Below are 16,220 nucleotides of genomic sequence, written 5' to 3' on the forward strand. Positions count from 1 at the left end.
CCCCTTCTTTTCCCCGGCGAAAACGGCGTTAATGCGCCCTCACCTTCACCACCGAGAGGGAAAGCCCTTGCTGAAACGGATACGTCATCGGCTGTTTACCCTGATGGCCACCCTGCTGTTTATCGGCTGCCTGCACAACGCTTTGCTGGATGAAAGCCGCATGCCCCGCAATCTGCAACCTTCGCTGAGCGCCCTCAGCAGCAACCTGCAGGACATTCGCGAAGTGCTGGCGCGCTGCGCCGGCGAGGAAGAGGAGGAACGCCTGAACGACGGCGGCATACGCATCGAAGCCCGCGCCGCCGGGGATGATGAAGCGGAAGAAAAACGCCAGACATAGTGGGTTAAAAAACGCCCCAATTTGTTGCGTGATACGCAACACCCTACTATGATGCGTATAGCGCAACACTCATGGAGCCATCAGGATGATAAGAAGCTTCAAGCATAAGGGACTCAAAAAGTTTTTCGAAACCGGTTCAACAGCAGGTATCGACGCCAAACAGGCGAAAAAAATCGCGCTGCGGCTGAGCGTGCTGGATTTAGCGAAAGTGATTGATGACGTGGATTTACCCGGCTTCTTCTTGCATCCGCTAACGGGCGCTCGCAATGGGCAATGGTCCGTCACCGTGACCGGTAACTGGCGCATCACGTTTGAACTGGTCGAGGGTGATGTTTATATCGTGAATTATGAGGACTATCACTAATGAACCGCATGCATAATCCTCCTCATCCTGGTGAGTTGATCAAAGAAACCATGGAAACGCTGAATCTCAGCGCGCGCGCGCTGGCCAAAGCATTGGACGTCGCGCCGTCTACGGTTCAACGCCTGATCAGCGGTAAATCCGATATCTCGCCGGAAATGGCCATCCGCCTGTCCATCGTAATAGGCAGTTCCGAACAGGTCTGGATGGGAATGCAAGATGCTTACGATCTGTGGCAGGCCAGGCAGTCCATAGACGTTTCCAAACTGCGCAAGCTGGACTTCGCTTGACGCCTGCCCCTAAAAAAACACCGGCCTCAGCCGGTGTTTTTCCACTTAGTCTTGCTGCGTCGCCAGCAGCGCGCGTTTTTTCTGGCGGTTGACCTTGAACCAGTAACCCGCCAGCAGCAACACTACCCAGACCAGGCCGGCGTACAGCGAGACGCGCGTGGTCGGGAAGTAGCCGATCAGGCCGATGATGAACACCAGGAACACGATCGCCACCACCGAGGTGAACACCCCGCCGCGCAGCGGGAACGCCAGTTGCTTCACCTGCTCTTTGCTCAGGCTGCGGCGGAAGGCGATTTGCGAGAACAGGATCATGATCCACACCCACACGGTGGCGAAGGTCGCCAGGGAGGCGATCACCAGGAACACGCTCTCCGGCATGATGTAGTTGAGGTATACCGCCAGCAGCAGCGCCAGCATCATCACCACCACCGTCACCCAGGGAATGCCGCGTTTCGACACCTTGCTGAACATCTTCGGCGCATGGCCCTGCTCGGCCATGCCGTGCAGCATGCGGCCGACGCCGAACACGTCGCTGTTGATCGCCGACAGCGAAGCGGTGATCACCACGAAGTTGAGGATGCCCGCCGCCACGGTGATGCCCATATGCTGGAAAGTCAGCACGAACGGGCTGCCGTTGGTGCCCACCTGGTTCCACGGGTAGATCGACATGATGACAAACAGCGTACCGACGTAGAACACCAGAATGCGCCACGGCACCGAGTTGATGGCTTTAGGAATCGATTTTTTCGGATCCTTGGCTTCGCCGGCGGTGATGCCGATGATTTCAATGCCGCCGTAAGCGAACATCACCAGCTGCAGCGACAGGATCATGCCGATAACGCCGTTGCTGAAGAAGCCGCCGTTCGACCACAGGTTATGAATGCCGGTCGGTTGCCCGCCGTTGCCGATACCCCAGATGATGATGCCGATGCCGGCCGCGATCATGATGATGATGGTGGCGACCTTGAAGAACGAGAACCAGAACTCCAGCTCGCCGAACACCTTGACGCTCATCAGGTTGATGGCGCCGATGATCAGCACCACGCTCAGCACCCAGATCCAATGCGGCACTTCCGGGAACCAGACGCCCATATAGATGCCGAAAGCGGTCACATCGGCGATGGCGACGATCAGGATCTCAAAGCAGTAAGTCCAGCCGGTGATGTAACCCGCCATCGGGCCGAGGTAGTCCTGCGCGTAGCGGGAAAACGAGCTGGCCTGTGGGTTGTTGACCGACATCTCCCCCAGTGCGCGCATGATGATGAAGGCCACGATACCGCCGATCAGGTAAGCCAGCAGCACGCTCGGGCCGGCCATTTTGATGGCGTCCGCCGAGCCGTAGAACAAGCCGGTGCCGATGGCAGACCCCAACGCCATAAAGCGGATATGACGCGTGCTGAGGCCGCGTTTCAGCTTATTGTCGGGGACAGTGGTGGGTGACTGTTGTTGCATGAAAATGACCCATAGTTTTAAACGTAAAAAAGCCACGGACATGTCCGTGGCCCTAGATTAAGCCGGGGGATTATCAGTGCGCGGTCACTTGGGAACGCGTGCACACCCGATCATAAATCGCGACCAGCGCCAGCATCAGCAGCGAAGGCGGCAACCATGCCAACCCCTGCTCCGCCAGCGGCAGGTGAGTGGTCCAGGCCGGCAGCAGCTGCTGGAAGCTGGACGCTTTCACCGCGTCAAGGATACCAAACAACAGGCTGACAAGCATCACCGGCGCGATGATGCGCGGCGCGCTGTGCCACCAACGCAGGGTGAAGCTCAGCACCACCAGCACGATGCACGGCGGGTAAATCGCGGTCAGCACCGGAATGGAGATCTGGATCAGGTGGCTCAGGCCGAGGTTGGACACCACCATCGAGAACAGGCCCAGAATAAACACCAGCGTCTTGTAAGAGAACGGCAGGTATTGCGCGAAGAACTCGGCGCAGGCACAGGTCAGGCCCACCGCGGTCACCATGCAGGCGATGAAGATCAGCGCCGCCAGGAAGAAGCTGCCGAGGCCGCCAAAGGTGTTCTGAACGTAAGCGTGCAGGATCACCGCGCCGTTGGTGGCGTCCGGCACCAGCGCGCCGCTGCCGGAACCCAGTTTGAACAGGCTCAGGTACACCAGCGTCAGGCCCACGCCGGCGATCAAACCGGCCAGAATGGTGTAGCGGGTCAACAAACCGGCGTCTTTCACGCCGCGCGAACGCGCCGCGTTGACGATAACGATGCCGAACACCAGCGCGCCCAGCGTATCCATGGTCAGATAGCCGTTAACGAAGCCGGAGGAGAAAGGCACGCTCTGATAAGCCGTCGTCGCCGGAATCGGCGCACCGGCAGGCCACAGCAGCGCGGCGATGCCCAGTACGGCCAGCGCGACGATCTTCAGCGGCGCCAGCACATGGCCGACGGTATCGAGCAGGCGGCCCGGATACAGAGAGATGCCGATCACCAGCGCGAAGTACACCAGGCTGTAGATGAACAGCGGCATGGCGCCGTCGCCGGTCAGCGGGGCGATGCCCACTTCGAAGGACACGGTGGCGGTACGCGGCGTCGCGAACAGCGGGCCGACGGCCAGGTAGCAGACGGTCGCCAGCAGCAAGCCGGCGCCGCGGCCGATTGGCGAACTGAGGGCGTCGATGCCGCCGCCGACGCGCGCCAGCGCGATGACGGTGATGACCGGCAGGCCCACGGCGGTGATCAGGAAGCCCAGCGCCGCAGTCCAGACATGTTCACCGGACTGCAAACCGACCATCGGCGGGAAGATGATGTTCCCGGCCCCGACGAATAAGGCAAAGGTCATAAAGCCCAGTGCCAGGATATCTTTTGACGTTAAACGATGACTCATACGATGTCGTGTTGCCTGTTCAAATGAAAAAAAGGGTCCGATAGCGTGGTGGCGTGACGCCCCACCCGGTTGCCGGCATGCCCGATCGTCGCCGCGCCAAATAAGCACCCTAAACGCAGTCGATCCGGCGTTTATGTCCCTATTCGAAAGTGGCCGCTCATAAAGATGGGCAAAATTTTAGGAGTTATAAAAATGGAGGTTTAATCCGACAACGAAGGCTAAGGTAAACGTTTATAGCGCTTCAAGGCAAGACGCACGGCGAAAAGCAGAGCTATCGACCATATAAACTTTAGCCACCAGTCGATCATATTGGCTATCAATAAATATACACTACATGATTTGTATCATTTTTGAACAATGAATTCACAAAACGTGAAGCATATATCGCTTTACCGCTCGAAATCGCCAATAAAAAGCCGATTTTCGCGTGGTATGAGCTTCGTTTCGCCATAAAAAAAGGTGAAAATTACGCCGTTTTTTGTCGCTTATTGCGCCATGACCGGCGCGAGCGGTGGCAACCCCAGCGCCTGACGGGTCTTCTGCAGGGTGGCCGGCGGCAGCGGCAGATAGCCGTCGTGGTTGACCAGGCTTTGGCCTGGTGTCGACAGCACGCGATCGAGGAACGCGGCGGTCAGTGGCTCCAGCGGTTGATGGGGGGCTTTGTTGATGTAGATATACAGATAGCGCGACAGCGGGTAGCGATCGTTGCGCACGTTGGCGGCGGTAGGCGCGACATAGTCCTCTCCCGATTCCGCCAATGGCAGCAGCCGCACGCCGCTGGCGCGAAAGCCAATGCTGGCGTAGCCGATGCCGTTGAGCGAACCGGCCACCGCCTGCACCACCGAGGCCGAGCCGGGCAGCTCATTGACGCGCGGCATAAAATCGCCGCCGCACAGCGCGCGCAGTTTGAAGTAGCCATAGGTGCCGGACGCCGAGTTGCGGCCAAAGCGCTGCAGCGAACGCGACGCCCAGTCGCCGCGCAGACCCAGCTCGCCCCAGCGCGTCAGCGGCTGGCTTTCGCCGCAGCGCCGGGTGGCGGAGAAAATGCGGTCGAGCTGCTGCAGGTTGAGGCCGCGCAGCGGATTATCCTGATGCACCAATACCACCAGCGCATCCACCGCTACCGGCACCGCCAGCGGCGCATAGCCGTAACGGTGTTCGAATGCCGAGATCTCGGCCGCCTTCATCGGCCGGCTCATCGGGCCGAGCTGCGCGGCGCCCGCGGCCAACGCGGTCGGCGCGGTCGAGGAGCCGGCGGCCTGGATCTGCAGGTTGACGTTGGGATAATGCTGGCTGAAATCCTGCGCCCACAGCGCCATCAGATTCGCCAGCGTGTCGGAACCGACGCTGGACAGGTTGCCCGCCAACATGCCGTCAGGCTGCGCCAGCGCGCCGCGTCCGGCCAGCAGCGCCAGGCAAAGCAACAGCCCTCGGGTTATTCGGGTCATACCGGTGTCTCGCGTTAATTTTTCACCGCATTCTCTGATAAAGCGGCGGGAACAATCAACCGATTGGGCAAGGTAAAGATAAAGCGGGTGCCGATCCCCGGTTCGCTGAGGATCTCCAGCCGCGCGTCGTGATGGCTGAGCGCGTGCTTGACGATCGCCAGCCCCAGCCCGCTGCCGCCGGTCTGGCGCGAGCGGGCCTTGTCGACGCGGTAAAAACGCTCGGTCAGGCGCGGCAGGTGTTCGGCGGCGATGCCCGGCCCGTTGTCGCTGACCTGGAACTGCGCGCCGTGCGCCGTCTGTTGCCAGCTCACTTCGATATGGGTGCCCTTCGGCGTGTGGTTGACCGCGTTGTACACCAGGTTAGACACCGCGCTGCGCAACTGGTCTTCATTGCCGAACACGTTGAGCTGCTCGTTAACCCGGAAGGTGATCTCATGATTGCCGCCGCTCAGCGATTGCGCCTCGCGCTGCAACACCCGCAGCATCAGCGGGATATCCACCCGCTCGTTCATGTCGACATTGGGCGCCGCCTCGATGCGCGACAGCGTCAGCAGTTGCTTGACCAGCCCGTCCATCCGGCGGGTCTGCTCTTGCATGGTGCTGAGCGCCTTGCTGCGCAGCGAACCGTCCTGCTCTTCGTCGCCCATCATCTCCAGGTAGCCCTGCAGCACCGTCAGCGGCGTGCGCAGCTCATGGCTGACGTTGGCGAAGAAGTTGCGCCGCGCGCCCTCCAGCTGGCGCATCTGGGTGACGTCGCGCGCCACCATCAGCAACTGCCCTTCGGAATACGGCATCACGCGGAATTCGACGTAGTGTTCGTTGTTCAACTGCAGCGTCAGCGGGCGCGAAAACTCCTGCTGTTGCAGATAGTGGCTGAATTCCGGATAACGCAGCAGGTTAAGGATGTGCTGGCCGTTGTCTTCCGGCCAGCGGAAGCCGAGCAGATGCTGCGCCAGCCCGTTGCACCAGAAGATGTTGCCCTCGACGGTGGTCATCACCACCGCGTCAGGCAGCGATTCGGCTCCGCTGCGAAAACGCTTGATAAGCAGCGCCAGCTCGCGCCGGCGGCGGCGGTTGCGCTGCTGCATCTGATACAGGCCATAAAACAGCGGCTCCCAGCTCCAGCGGCCGGGCGGCGGCGTCATGCTGCGGTCGATCCACAGCCAATGGGAGAGTTTGAGCTGGTTGTAGAAATTCCACACCAGCGCAGCCAGCGCGGAGGCCAGCAGGAACCAGGGCAGATAACCGAAAATCAGCCCCAGCAGTAAGGCGGGCAAACAAAAAAGAGCCAGCTCCAGAGCCAGCCTCTTCCACGACAGACGTTCTAACACGGCATATTCTCCAGCGCGGCGCGATCAGTAGCGCGTTGAGAACCGGTAGCCGGTGCCCCGAACGGTTTGAACCATTTTATCATGCCCACTGGTTTCTAACGCCTTGCGGAGCCGACGGATATGCACGTCAACGGTACGGTCTTCCACATAAACGTTAGTGCCCCAGACGTGATTAAGCAACTGCTCACGGCTATAAACCCGCTCCGGGTGGGTCATAAAGAAGTGCAGCAGCTTGAACTCAGTCGGCCCCATGTCCAGCGCCTGATCGTTCGCCATCACGCGGTGGGAGGACGGGTCCAGGCTCAGCCCTTGCATTTCAATCACCTCTTCCACCGCCATCGGTGAAATGCGGCGCATGACCGCCTTGATGCGCGCCACCAGCTCCTTGGGCGAGAACGGCTTGGTGATGTAATCATCCGCCCCCACTTCCAGGCCGCGCACCCGGTCTTCTTCTTCGCCGCGCGCGGTCAGCATCATGACCGGAATATCGCGGGTCAGCGCTTCGCGCTTCATATGTTTGATAAACTGAATGCCGGAACCGCCGGGCAACATCCAGTCAAGCAACACCAAATCAGGGAACGGCTCAGACAGACGCGTCACGGCGCTGTCATAATCCTCGGCTTCCAACGGTTGGTAACCATTTTGTTCCAACACAAAGCACACCATCTCACGGATCGGCGCTTCGTCTTCCACCACCAGTATGCGTCTTGCCATCGTCAATCCTGCCAATGTGTTAGCGACTTTTCGGGCGCCATTATGCGTCAGTTTTGTGACACTTTTATGAAAAAAACCGGCTGTTATAGGCAGTAAGCATAGCGATTATTTCCCGCAGTAAAGAAAAATCATCCGGTTGTCATCATCATTGCGCCGGGACAGCCGCCGCCGCGGCCTTTATAATCATCGCCATTATCTTTGCATCCGGGAGTGTCATGCGCCTGATCCACACCTCTGACTGGCACCTTGGCCAGTACTTTTTCACCAAAAGCCGCGCCGCCGAGCACCAGGCTTTTCTGAACTGGCTGATCGAACAGATCGAACAGCAACAGGTGGATGCGCTGATCGTCGCCGGGGATCTGTTCGATACCGGCTCACCGCCCAGCTATGCCCGCGAGCTGTACAACCGCTTCGTGGTGGAATTGCAGCGCACCGGCTGCCAGTTGGTGGTGCTGGGCGGCAACCACGACTCGGTGGCGACGCTGAACGAATCGCGGGAGCTGCTCTCCTGCCTGAACACCACGGTGATCGCCAGCGCGCAAGGCGCCCCGGAACAGCAAATCGTGGTGCTGAACCGGCGCGACGGCCAGCCGGGCGCGGTGCTGTGCGCCATTCCGTTCCTGCGGCCGCGCGATCTGCTCACCAGCCGCGCCGGCGAATCCGGCGCGCAGAAACAGCAGGCGCTGCAGGAAGCCATCGCCGAACATTATCAGACGCTGTATCAGGCGGCCTGCGAGCGCCGCGACCAGCTGGGCTTGCCGCTGCCGATCGTCGCCACCGGCCACCTGACCACCGTCGGCGTCACCACCTCCGACTCGGTGCGCGACATCTATATCGGCACCCTCGACGCCTTCCCGGCGCAGGCCTTCCCGCCCGCCGACTATATCGCGCTGGGCCACATTCACCGCGCGCAGAACGTCGCCAAATCGGAGCATATTCGCTATAGCGGCTCGCCTATCCCGCTCAGCTTCGATGAGCTGGGCAAAGCCAAAAGCGTCTTCCTGGTGGATTTCGCCGACGGCGCCCTGCAGCGGATTGACGCGTTAACGATCCCGCAGTTCCAACCCATGCAGCTGATCAAAGGCGATCTGGCCGAGATCGAACGGCAACTGCGGCAATTTGCCGACTATGCCGGCGAGCTGCCGGTGTGGCTGGATATCGAAGTGGCGACGCAGGACTACCTCAGCGATATTCAGCGCCGCATCCAACTGATGGCGGATGAGCTGCCGGTGGAAGTGGTGCTGTTGCGGCGCAGCAAAGAGCAGCGCCGCCAGGCGATTGCGCAGCAGGATAAGGAAACGCTGAACGAGCTGAGCGTCAACGAGGTTTTCGAGCGCAGGTTGGCGCAGGAGGCTGAGATGCCCGAAACGCGCCAACAGCGGATGCGCCAGATGTTCCGCCAGGTGGTCGAAGCGGTGCAGCACAACGCCGAGGAGACGAATTCATGAAGATCCTCAGCCTGCGGTTAAAAAACCTCAACTCGCTGCAGGGCGAATGGAAAATTGACTTCACCGCCGAGCCTTTCGCCAGCAACGGCCTGTTCGCCATTACCGGCCCGACCGGCGCAGGCAAAACCACCCTGCTGGACGCCATTTGCCTGGCGCTGTACCACCAGACGCCGCGCCTCAACGTCACGCCGAGCCAGAATGAACTGATGACCCGCCACACCGCCGAATCGCTGGCGGAGGTCGAATTCGAGGTCAAGGGCGTCGGCTATCGCGCCTTCTGGAGCCAGCGCCGCGCCAAAAATGCGCCGGACGGCAACCTGCAGGCGCCGAAGGTCGAACTGGCGCGCCGCGAGGACGGCAAGATCCTGGCGGACAAAGTGCGCGACAAGCTGGAGCTTACCGCCGCCATCACCGGGCTGGACTTCGGCCGCTTCACCAAATCGATGATGTTGTCTCAGGGGCAGTTCGCCGCCTTCCTCAACGCCGACGCCAACGATCGCGCCGAGCTGTTGGAAGAGCTGACCGGCACCGAAATCTATGGGCGGCTGTCCGAGCAGGTGTTCGAGTCGCACAAGCAGGCCAAAACTGACCTGGATGCGTTGCACCAACGCGCCAGCGGCATCGAACTGCTGAACGACGAGCAGCGCCAGTCTCTGACCGAACAGCTGGCGGCGCTGAGCACGCAGGAAAGCGCCCTCGGCGAGCAAACCCAGCGGCAGCAACAGGCGCTGAGCTGGCTGCAACAATGGCAACACCTCCGGCAACAGCAAAACGAGGGGCAATTGCGGCTGGACACCGCCCAGCGCGAGCAGGCGGAGGCCGCCCCACAGCTGCAGCGGCTGACGCTCAGCGAGCCGGCCGAGAAATTGCGGCCGCTGCGCGGTGAACGCGATCGCTGCCGCGCCGAGCTGCAGACGATACAGCAGCAAGCGGCTCTGTTGGCGCAACAGCAGGAACAGCAGTCAGCGCAGTTGACCCCGCTGCAGCAGGCGGTGGAGAAATCCCGCCAGGCGCAGCAAACCCATGCCGAGCATATGCGGCAACAGCAACAGCTGATCGACGAGCAGGTCGCCCCGCTCGATCACCAGATAGCCCAACTGCTATCGACCCAGGTCGAGCGGCGACAGGCCGGCGATGCCGCCGCGCAGCAGTGCGCCCAGCAGCAAACTACGCTGGAGCAGCTCACCGCTCAGCGCAGCCAGCTGACAACGCAGGCCGCACAGTTTCAGCAGCAGTTGAATGCGCTGAGTGAAGCGCTGGCCGCTCAACAGCAACAGCAGCAGGCACTGGAGGCGAAAACGCCGCTGGCCCCGCTGCGCCAGCGCCTGAGCGCCCTGGCGGATCTGCGCCCAACGCGTCAGCAGCTATTTACTCTGACGTCCCTTCACCGTCAGACTCGCGAGCGTCTGGCCCGGCAACAGGCGGAGCATGCCGAGCGGCAAACGCAGCTCGCCGGGTTGCAACAACAGCTGGAGAGCGCGCGTCAGCAATTCAAACAGCACAAGGCGCAGCTGCAGGAAGTGGAGCGGATCCACGAACTGGAAAAACGCATCGTCAGTCTGGAAGCGGAGCGCGCCCTGCTGCAGAACGGTGCCCCCTGCCCGCTGTGCGGTTCCACCAGCCATCCGGCGGTAGAGCAGTATCAGGCGGTGCAGCCTTCGGCCACGGAACAGCGTTTGGTCGAGATGCGTACCCTCGCCGAGAAACTGCAAACCCAGGGCACCGAGCTGCGTACCCGCTGCGAAGGCCTGCAGGAACAACAACAGCGCCAACAGCAAACCATCGCGCAGGATGAACAGCAGCTGGCTGCCCAACAGCAGCAGTGGCGGCAGCTCAGCACACCGCTGGCGTTCGACTTTACGCTGGCGGATGGCGAGCAACTCAGCGCCTGGCTGAACGGCTGCGACGACGAAGAACGGCGCGGGCAACAGGCGCTGCAGCAGCATGAACAGGCGGCGCAGGCGGTACAGCAGGCGAAAGACGCGCTCACCGCTCTGCAAGCGCAGCAGCAGCAGACGCAGCAACAGCTGGCGTTGCTCGAAGAACGCTTTACGCTGCTGCATAAAGCCCACGCCGACAGCCTGCAACAGCAGCAAGAGCTGCAACAACGCTGGCAAGAAGGCGAGAAAACCCTCGCTGAACGACGTGCGCAGCGGCTGGCGCTGTTCGGCGAACAGCAGGTGGCTCAGGTGCGCGAACAGCTGCGCGCCAAACAAATCGCCTGCGAACAGGCCAGCGTTCAGGCCGCCGAGCAGTGGCAAAAGGCGCAGGAACTGCGCGAACGCCTGGCCGGCCAGCAGGCCGGGCTGCAACAACAGCTCACCCAGATGCAGGAGCGGCTGCAGCAGGCGCAGCAGCAGTGGCAGCAGGCGCTGGCCGACAGCGAGTTCGCCGATGAAACCGCCTTCGCCGCCGCGCTGCTGGACGACGCCCTGCGTCGCGAATTGCAGCAGCGCAAAGAGCGGCTGCAACAGCGACAGGTGGAGGCCGCCGCCCTGCTGACACAGGCGACGCAAACGCTGGAGCAGCATCGGCAGTGCCGCCCTGAAGGGCTGGATGAGGCCAATGCGGATATCGATGCGCTCACCCAATCGCTGGCCGAGCTGGCACAGCAGTTGAAAACGTTGCAGCTGCGTCAGGGCGAACTGCGCAATCAGCTGGAAAGCGATGCCGCTCGTCGCCTCAATCAGCAGGCGCTGTTCGAGCAAATCGCCCGCAGCCAGCAAGACTACGACGACTGGAGCTACCTCAACCAGCTGATCGGCTCGAAAGAAGGCGACAAGTTCCGCCGCTTCGCTCAGGGGCTGACGCTCGATCATCTGGTCTATCTGGCCAACCGGCAGCTCGGCCGGCTGCACGGGCGCTACCTGCTGCAGCGCAAGACCAGCGATGCGCTGGAGCTGCAGGTGGTGGACACCTGGCAGGCGGACGCGCTGCGCGATACCCGCACCCTGTCCGGCGGCGAGAGCTTCCTGGTCAGCCTGGCGTTGGCGCTGGCGTTGTCCGATCTGGTCAGCCATAAAACCAGCATCGACTCGCTGTTCCTCGACGAAGGCTTCGGCACGCTGGACGCCGAAACTCTCGACACCGCGCTGGATGCGCTGGACAGCCTGAACGCCTCCGGCAAAACCATCGGCGTGATCAGCCACGTCGAGGCGATGAAAGAGCGCATTCCGGTGCAGATCAAGGTGAAAAAGGTCAACGGGCTCGGCGTCAGCCGGCTGGAGGCGCACTTCAGGCTGGAATGATCCCGCGGCTCGCGGCACAGAAGTGTGACCGCGGCGGCACTCCGCGGTGAAAAGCGTTGAGCCGCGGCGGGCACGGGTTATTATGCCAGCATAACAGGATTGTTACTGTATCCCCTCCGCCGCTCAGGCCGCAGGGCAGAAAGAAAAAATACAGGCAAAACCTGACGCCCGGGATCGCTTCCGGGCGTCAGGTTTTTTCGTTTTCAGGATGCTGAAACACCGGGAAAAACCATGAAAATCGCTAAAATACTCAATAATAACGTGGTGATTACGCTGGACGACCGTCAGGCAGAGACGGTGGTGATGGGAAAAGGAATCGGCTTTAAAAAGAAGCCCGGCGATACGCTGGACGAAAGCCTGATCGAAAAGGTCTTCACCCATAACGGCGGAGAAATCGCCGAGCGCTATAAAGAGCTGCTCGCCGAGATCCCATTGGCCTGCGTCACCACCGCCGACAGAATCATCACCCTCGCCCGCGAACGCCTGCCGGGCAAGCTGCATAACATCGTCTACATCACGCTGACCGATCACATCCACTTCGCCCTGCAGCGCCATGCGCAAGGGCTGGATATCAAGAATGCGCTGCTGTGGGAGATTAAAAAACTCTATCCGGCCGAATTCGCCGTCGGGCTGGAGGCGCTGGCCCTGATCGCACAGCGGCTGGATACCGCGTTGCCGGAGGACGAAGCCGGATTTATCGCCCTGCACCTGGTCAACGCCCAGCTTAACGACGAGATGCACAACACGCTGCACATTACCCGCGTGATGCAAGAGATCCTCAACCTGGTCAAGTACCATTTCCGCTTTGATTACAACGAGGAATCCCTGAGCTACCACCGGTTCGTCACCCACTTGAAATTTTTCGCCCAACGGCTGCTGGGGAAAAACTACGTCGACAGCGACGACGATTCGCTGTATCAGGTGGTGAAAGAGAAGTACCCCGAGTCATTCGCCTGCGCCGGTAAGATCAACCGCCACATCGAAAAACACTATCAGCATCAGCTCACCACGGAAGAGATGATGTTTCTGACCATTCATATCGAACGGGTGCGCAGCGAAAGCGAGGAAAAGCCGGCTTAACGGCGGGCGTCCGCCACCCGCACGCCGTACTGCGGAAACACCGCGTCGGCGGAGATCAGCGTCAGCCCCTCGGCCTGCGCCTGTGCGATCAGCATGCGATCGAAAGGATCTTGATGATGGGGCGGCAGCTGCCCGGCCTGTTGGCAGTGAAAGGCGTCCATCGGCAACGACAGAAAATCCTCGGCCTCGATGATCGCAAAGATGTCTTCCGGCAGCGCCAGTTTGCCCAGCGCCTGCTTGATCGAGATCTCCCAAATGCTGGCCGCGCTGACGTACACCGCATTGCCCGGATCGGCGATCTGCCTTTTGGCGTTCACGCCCAGGCAGGCGTCGTCGATCAGCCACCACAGCAACGCGTGGGTATCCAGCAACAGGCGCTTCATTCATCGCCCTCAAACAACGCCGCAATGGCCGCATCCCCGGCGTTGAAATCCGCCGGCACGGTGAACCTGCCCTTGGCGGCGCCAGGGCGGCGCGCTTCCCCCTTGATGGCGACCAGCTGTACGTACGGCTTCCCTGCTTTTGCAATAATCACGGTTTCTCCCTCCGCGGCTCTGTCCGCCAACTGGCTCAGATTGGATTTGGCTTCGTGCATATTGGCCTGAATCGGCATACGCGTCCTCCTTAGCTAAGTTAGCTAAAGCATAAAGCGCCGTCCAGTTTTTGTACAGTGAAGGGTTTAAAGCGCGAGCAGCCTCGCGCTTTGTTGCAACGCTTAGCCCTACTGTTGCGGCCACAGCCAGGCCGCACCGCGCACGCCGCTGGAGTCGCCGTGAACGGCCTTGCGGATCGGCGTTTCACACTCGCCGCCGAACACCCAGCCTTTCACCAGTTGCGGCACCGTGCGATACAGACGATCCACGTTGCTCATACCGCCGCCGAGCACCACCACATCCGGATCCAGCATGTTGATCACGTGCGCCAGCGATTTCGCCAGCCGCATTTCGTAGCGGCCAATCGCCTGCTCCGCCAACGCATCGCCCCGCTCGCTCAGCGCCATGATCTCATGCCCTTGCAGCGCATTGCCGCTCAGGCGCGCATAGTCGGTGGCGAAACCGGTGCCGGAAACAAAGGTTTCGATGCAACCCGGCTTGCCGCAGTAACACGGCACTTCGCGGGCGTAACGCAGCTCATCGTCATCCTGCCACGGCAGCGGATTGTGCCCCCATTCACCGGCGATGCCGTTGCCGCCGGCATGCGCCTGGCCGTTCAGCGCCACGCCGGCGCCGCAGCCGGTGCCGATGATAACCGCAAACACAGTTTTCGCGCCGGCGCCGGCGCCATCGGTGGCTTCCGACACCGCCAGACAGTTGGCATCGTTGGCGATGCGCACCTCTCGCGTCAGCAGCGCAGAAAGATCCTCGTCCAGCCGTTGGCCGTTGAGCCACACCGAGTTGGCGTTTTTCACCCGCCCGGTAAACGGCGACAGCGTGCCGGGAATGCCGATCCCGACCGATCCCCGTTCGCCGGTATGATCCTCGGCCAGTTTCACCAGCCCGGCGATCGCCGCCAGAGTTTGCCAGTAGTCATGGCGCGGCGTGGCGATACGATGGCGAAACAGCTCCCGCCCGTCGTCCGCCAACGCAATCACTTCAATTTTCGTTCCACCCAAATCGATGCCAATGCGCACGTATTTTTCTCCTCGATGCCGCGCAGCGTTGCCACAGCCTAATGTAAGCGCGCGAATGAATCACCTGTTTCCCACCCTCCGTCGCGTCCTTTCTCGCTGCGTAAAGCGACGCAATTCAGAGAGAATGGGGCGATTTTTCAGCGTCAATTCGTTATCATGCCGCCCTGCTTTTGACGAATCAGCGTGCCGAACGCACGCCCAGCCTGGGATAACATTATGCTGTGGTTTAAGAATTTGATGGTTTACCGTTTGAGCCGCGAAGTGGCGCTAAACGCGGATGAAATGGAAAAACAACTCAGCGCATTCGCCTTCACGCCGTGCGGCAGCCAGGACATGGCGAAGACCGGCTGGGTCTCCCCGATGGGTTCGCACAGCGATGCATTGACGCACGCGGTCAACGGCCAAATCGTCATCTGCGCGCGCAAGGAAGAGAAAATCCTGCCGTCGCCGGTCATCAAGCAAGAGCTGCAGGCCAAGATTGAGCGCCTGGAGGCGGAACAACACCGCAAACTGAAGAAAACCGAGAAGGACGCGTTGAAGGATGAAGTGCTGCACAGCCTGCTGCCGCGCGCATTCAGCCGCTTCAACCAGACTTTCATGTGGATCGACACCGTCAACGATCTGATCATGGTCGATGCCGCCAGCGCCAAACGCGCCGAAGATACGCTGGCGCTGCTGCGCAAAAGCCTCGGTTCGCTGCCGGTGGTGCCGCTGACGATGGAAAGCCCGATCGAACTGACGCTGACCGAATGGGTGCGTTCCGGCGAGATGCCGGCCGGCTTCGCCATTCAGGATGAAGCGGAATTGAAAGCGATTCTGGAAGAAGGCGGCGTGATCCGCTGCAAAAAACAGAATCTGATCAGCGACGAAATCGCGGTGCACATCGAAGCCGGCAAACTGGTGACCAAGCTGGCGGTGGATTGGCAGGAGCGCATTCAGCTGATGCTGTCGGACGACGGTTCATTAAAACGTCTGAAGTTTGCCGACACGCTGCGCGAGCAGAACGACGACATCGATCGCGACGACTTCGCCCAGCGCTTTGACGCCGACTTTATCCTGATGACCAGCGAGCTGGCGGCGTTGATCAAAAACACCATTGAAGCGCTCGGCGGCGAAGCCCAGCGTTAATCCCGCCTCAGAAACGACCAGGGCCCAGCGTTCGCTGAGCCCTGCGTTCCCCTAACGAGCAACCTTTATTTGCTCAGGTAGCGGCACAGATAGGCGGTCGCGTCGGCCACCTGCAGGTTGAACTCGCTGTGCCCCGGCACGAAGAATTTCTCGCCCGGCGTAAACACCTGCCAGTCCGGCGCGCCCGGCAGCAGCACTTTCAGCGCCCCGGTGATCACCGTCATTTCTTCCGGCTGCGCGGTGGAGAAGGTGTATTCGCCCTCTTCCATCACACCCACGCTGGTAAGACCGATGCTGCTACTGTCAAAACCGATAGACTTCACTTTTCCGGCAAAATACTCATTCACTTTCAGCATAGACTGG

The 16,220-nt window shown here is 60.8% G+C and carries 16 protein-coding genes; 7 read left to right on the plus strand and 9 right to left on the minus strand.

Translation table 11 applies throughout. The annotated features are described in order from the left end of the window. Positions 1 to 67 precede the first annotated feature (67 nt). The 3 genes from ACJ8PE_RS09140 (at position 68) to ACJ8PE_RS09150 (ending at position 988) form a co-directional block, all read left to right on the plus strand. Positions 68 to 337 carry a hypothetical protein gene (locus ACJ8PE_RS09140; protein WP_197793808.1) on the plus strand — a complete coding sequence of 90 codons (270 nt, stop codon included), beginning with the start codon at positions 68 to 70 and terminating at the stop codon, positions 335 to 337. A gap of 85 nt (positions 338 to 422) precedes the next feature. Next, entirely contained in the window at positions 423 to 701 is a 279-nt protein-coding gene (locus tag ACJ8PE_RS09145; RefSeq protein WP_033651073.1) for a type II toxin-antitoxin system RelE/ParE family toxin, read from the plus strand. Further along, positions 701 to 988 (plus strand): HigA family addiction module antitoxin, encoded by a 288-nt coding sequence (locus ACJ8PE_RS09150; protein ID WP_025160069.1) that lies wholly within the window; start codon positions 701 to 703, stop codon positions 986 to 988. Before ACJ8PE_RS09145 ends, ACJ8PE_RS09150 begins: the two co-directional genes overlap by 1 nt. Positions 989 to 1,033: 45 nt before the next feature. Here the strand turns inward: ACJ8PE_RS09150 and proY are convergent, their stop codons facing one another. The 5 genes from proY to phoB all read right to left on the minus strand — a co-directional run bounded on the left by proY (position 1,034) and on the right by phoB (position 7,323). Further along, positions 1,034 to 2,440, minus strand: a complete 1,407-nt coding sequence (proY, locus tag ACJ8PE_RS09155) for a proline-specific permease ProY (protein WP_197793807.1) — start codon at positions 2,438 to 2,440, stop codon at positions 1,034 to 1,036. 73 nt (positions 2,441 to 2,513) lie between these two features. After that, a complete protein-coding gene (brnQ, locus tag ACJ8PE_RS09160) occupies positions 2,514 to 3,830 on the minus strand; it encodes a branched-chain amino acid transport system II carrier protein (RefSeq protein ID WP_021504688.1) in 1,317 nt (438 codons plus the stop codon). Between the two features lie 485 nt (positions 3,831 to 4,315). Continuing rightward, positions 4,316 to 5,278, minus strand: coding sequence for a PstS family phosphate ABC transporter substrate-binding protein (locus tag ACJ8PE_RS09165; protein ID WP_116286626.1), 963 nt, complete (start codon positions 5,276 to 5,278; stop codon positions 4,316 to 4,318). Between the two features lie 14 nt (positions 5,279 to 5,292). Further along, entirely contained in the window at positions 5,293 to 6,609 is a 1,317-nt protein-coding gene (gene phoR, locus ACJ8PE_RS09170) for a phosphate regulon sensor histidine kinase PhoR (RefSeq protein WP_004940434.1), read from the minus strand. 24 nt (positions 6,610 to 6,633) lie between these two features. After that, positions 6,634 to 7,323, minus strand: a complete 690-nt coding sequence (phoB, locus tag ACJ8PE_RS09175) for a phosphate response regulator transcription factor PhoB (protein WP_004940438.1) — start codon at positions 7,321 to 7,323, stop codon at positions 6,634 to 6,636. A 215-nt stretch (positions 7,324 to 7,538) separates the two neighbouring features. Between phoB and sbcD the strand changes: the two genes are divergently transcribed. The 3 genes from sbcD to licT all read left to right on the plus strand — a co-directional run bounded on the left by sbcD (position 7,539) and on the right by licT (position 13,099). Next, positions 7,539 to 8,771, plus strand: coding sequence for an exonuclease subunit SbcD (gene sbcD / locus ACJ8PE_RS09180; RefSeq protein ID WP_197793806.1), 1,233 nt, complete (start codon positions 7,539 to 7,541; stop codon positions 8,769 to 8,771). Beyond that, positions 8,768 to 12,019, plus strand: coding sequence for an exonuclease subunit SbcC (gene sbcC / locus ACJ8PE_RS09185; protein WP_197793805.1), 3,252 nt, complete (start codon positions 8,768 to 8,770; stop codon positions 12,017 to 12,019). The genes sbcD and sbcC overlap by 4 nt, the downstream gene beginning before the upstream one ends. A 231-nt stretch (positions 12,020 to 12,250) precedes the next feature. Then, the gene (gene licT / locus ACJ8PE_RS09190; RefSeq protein ID WP_033651067.1) at positions 12,251 to 13,099 is read left to right on the plus strand and encodes a BglG family transcription antiterminator LicT; all 849 of its coding nucleotides are present in this window, start codon (positions 12,251 to 12,253) and stop codon (positions 13,097 to 13,099) included. Here the strand turns inward: licT and ACJ8PE_RS09195 are convergent. The 3 genes from ACJ8PE_RS09195 to mak all read right to left on the minus strand — a co-directional run bounded on the left by ACJ8PE_RS09195 (position 13,096) and on the right by mak (position 14,729). Continuing rightward, on the minus strand, positions 13,096 to 13,482 hold the full coding sequence (locus ACJ8PE_RS09195; protein WP_033651066.1) for a type II toxin-antitoxin system VapC family toxin: 387 nt from the start codon (positions 13,480 to 13,482) through the stop codon (positions 13,096 to 13,098). The genes licT and ACJ8PE_RS09195 overlap by 4 nt on opposite strands. After that, positions 13,479 to 13,712: a type II toxin-antitoxin system Phd/YefM family antitoxin gene (locus tag ACJ8PE_RS09200; RefSeq protein ID WP_004940455.1), complete on the minus strand. Its 234-nt coding sequence runs from the start codon at positions 13,710 to 13,712 to the stop codon at positions 13,479 to 13,481. The genes ACJ8PE_RS09195 and ACJ8PE_RS09200 overlap by 4 nt, the downstream gene beginning before the upstream one ends. A 108-nt stretch (positions 13,713 to 13,820) precedes the next feature. Then, entirely contained in the window at positions 13,821 to 14,729 is a 909-nt protein-coding gene (mak, locus tag ACJ8PE_RS09205) for a fructokinase (protein WP_197793804.1), read from the minus strand. A 216-nt stretch (positions 14,730 to 14,945) separates the two neighbouring features. Between mak and rdgC the strand changes: the two genes are divergently transcribed. Further along, positions 14,946 to 15,857 (plus strand): recombination-associated protein RdgC, encoded by a 912-nt coding sequence (gene rdgC, locus ACJ8PE_RS09210; protein ID WP_004940461.1) that lies wholly within the window; start codon positions 14,946 to 14,948, stop codon positions 15,855 to 15,857. Between the two features lie 65 nt (positions 15,858 to 15,922). Here the strand turns inward: rdgC and ppnP are convergent, their stop codons facing one another. Beyond that, entirely contained in the window at positions 15,923 to 16,213 is a 291-nt protein-coding gene (ppnP, locus tag ACJ8PE_RS09215) for a pyrimidine/purine nucleoside phosphorylase (protein WP_004940463.1), read from the minus strand. Positions 16,214 to 16,220 lie beyond the last annotated feature (7 nt).

This window comes from Serratia sp. CY74737 (assembly GCF_052166775.1).
GTDB classification, from domain to species: domain Bacteria; phylum Pseudomonadota; class Gammaproteobacteria; order Enterobacterales; family Enterobacteriaceae; genus Serratia; species Serratia ureilytica.

Coding starts and splice junctions, on each gene's coding strand:
- licT (WP_033651067.1), top strand. CDS start 12,251: ATGAAAATCGCTAAAATACTCAATAATAACGTGGTGATTACGCTGGAC.
- rdgC (WP_004940461.1), top strand. CDS start 14,946: ATGCTGTGGTTTAAGAATTTGATGGTTTACCGTTTGAGCCGCGAAGTG.
- sbcD (WP_197793806.1), top strand. CDS start 7,539: ATGCGCCTGATCCACACCTCTGACTGGCACCTTGGCCAGTACTTTTTC.
- ppnP (WP_004940463.1), bottom strand. CDS start 16,213: ATGCTGAAAGTGAATGAGTATTTTGCCGGAAAAGTGAAGTCTATCGGT.
- ACJ8PE_RS09200 (WP_004940455.1), bottom strand. CDS start 13,712: ATGCCGATTCAGGCCAATATGCACGAAGCCAAATCCAATCTGAGCCAG.
- phoB (WP_004940438.1), bottom strand. CDS start 7,323: ATGGCAAGACGCATACTGGTGGTGGAAGACGAAGCGCCGATCCGTGAG.
- ACJ8PE_RS09195 (WP_033651066.1), bottom strand. CDS start 13,482: ATGAAGCGCCTGTTGCTGGATACCCACGCGTTGCTGTGGTGGCTGATC.
- ACJ8PE_RS09165 (WP_116286626.1), bottom strand. CDS start 5,278: ATGACCCGAATAACCCGAGGGCTGTTGCTTTGCCTGGCGCTGCTGGCC.
- sbcC (WP_197793805.1), top strand. CDS start 8,768: ATGAAGATCCTCAGCCTGCGGTTAAAAAACCTCAACTCGCTGCAGGGC.
- ACJ8PE_RS09150 (WP_025160069.1), top strand. CDS start 701: ATGAACCGCATGCATAATCCTCCTCATCCTGGTGAGTTGATCAAAGAA.
- brnQ (WP_021504688.1), bottom strand. CDS start 3,830: ATGAGTCATCGTTTAACGTCAAAAGATATCCTGGCACTGGGCTTTATG.
- ACJ8PE_RS09145 (WP_033651073.1), top strand. CDS start 423: ATGATAAGAAGCTTCAAGCATAAGGGACTCAAAAAGTTTTTCGAAACC.
- proY (WP_197793807.1), bottom strand. CDS start 2,440: ATGCAACAACAGTCACCCACCACTGTCCCCGACAATAAGCTGAAACGC.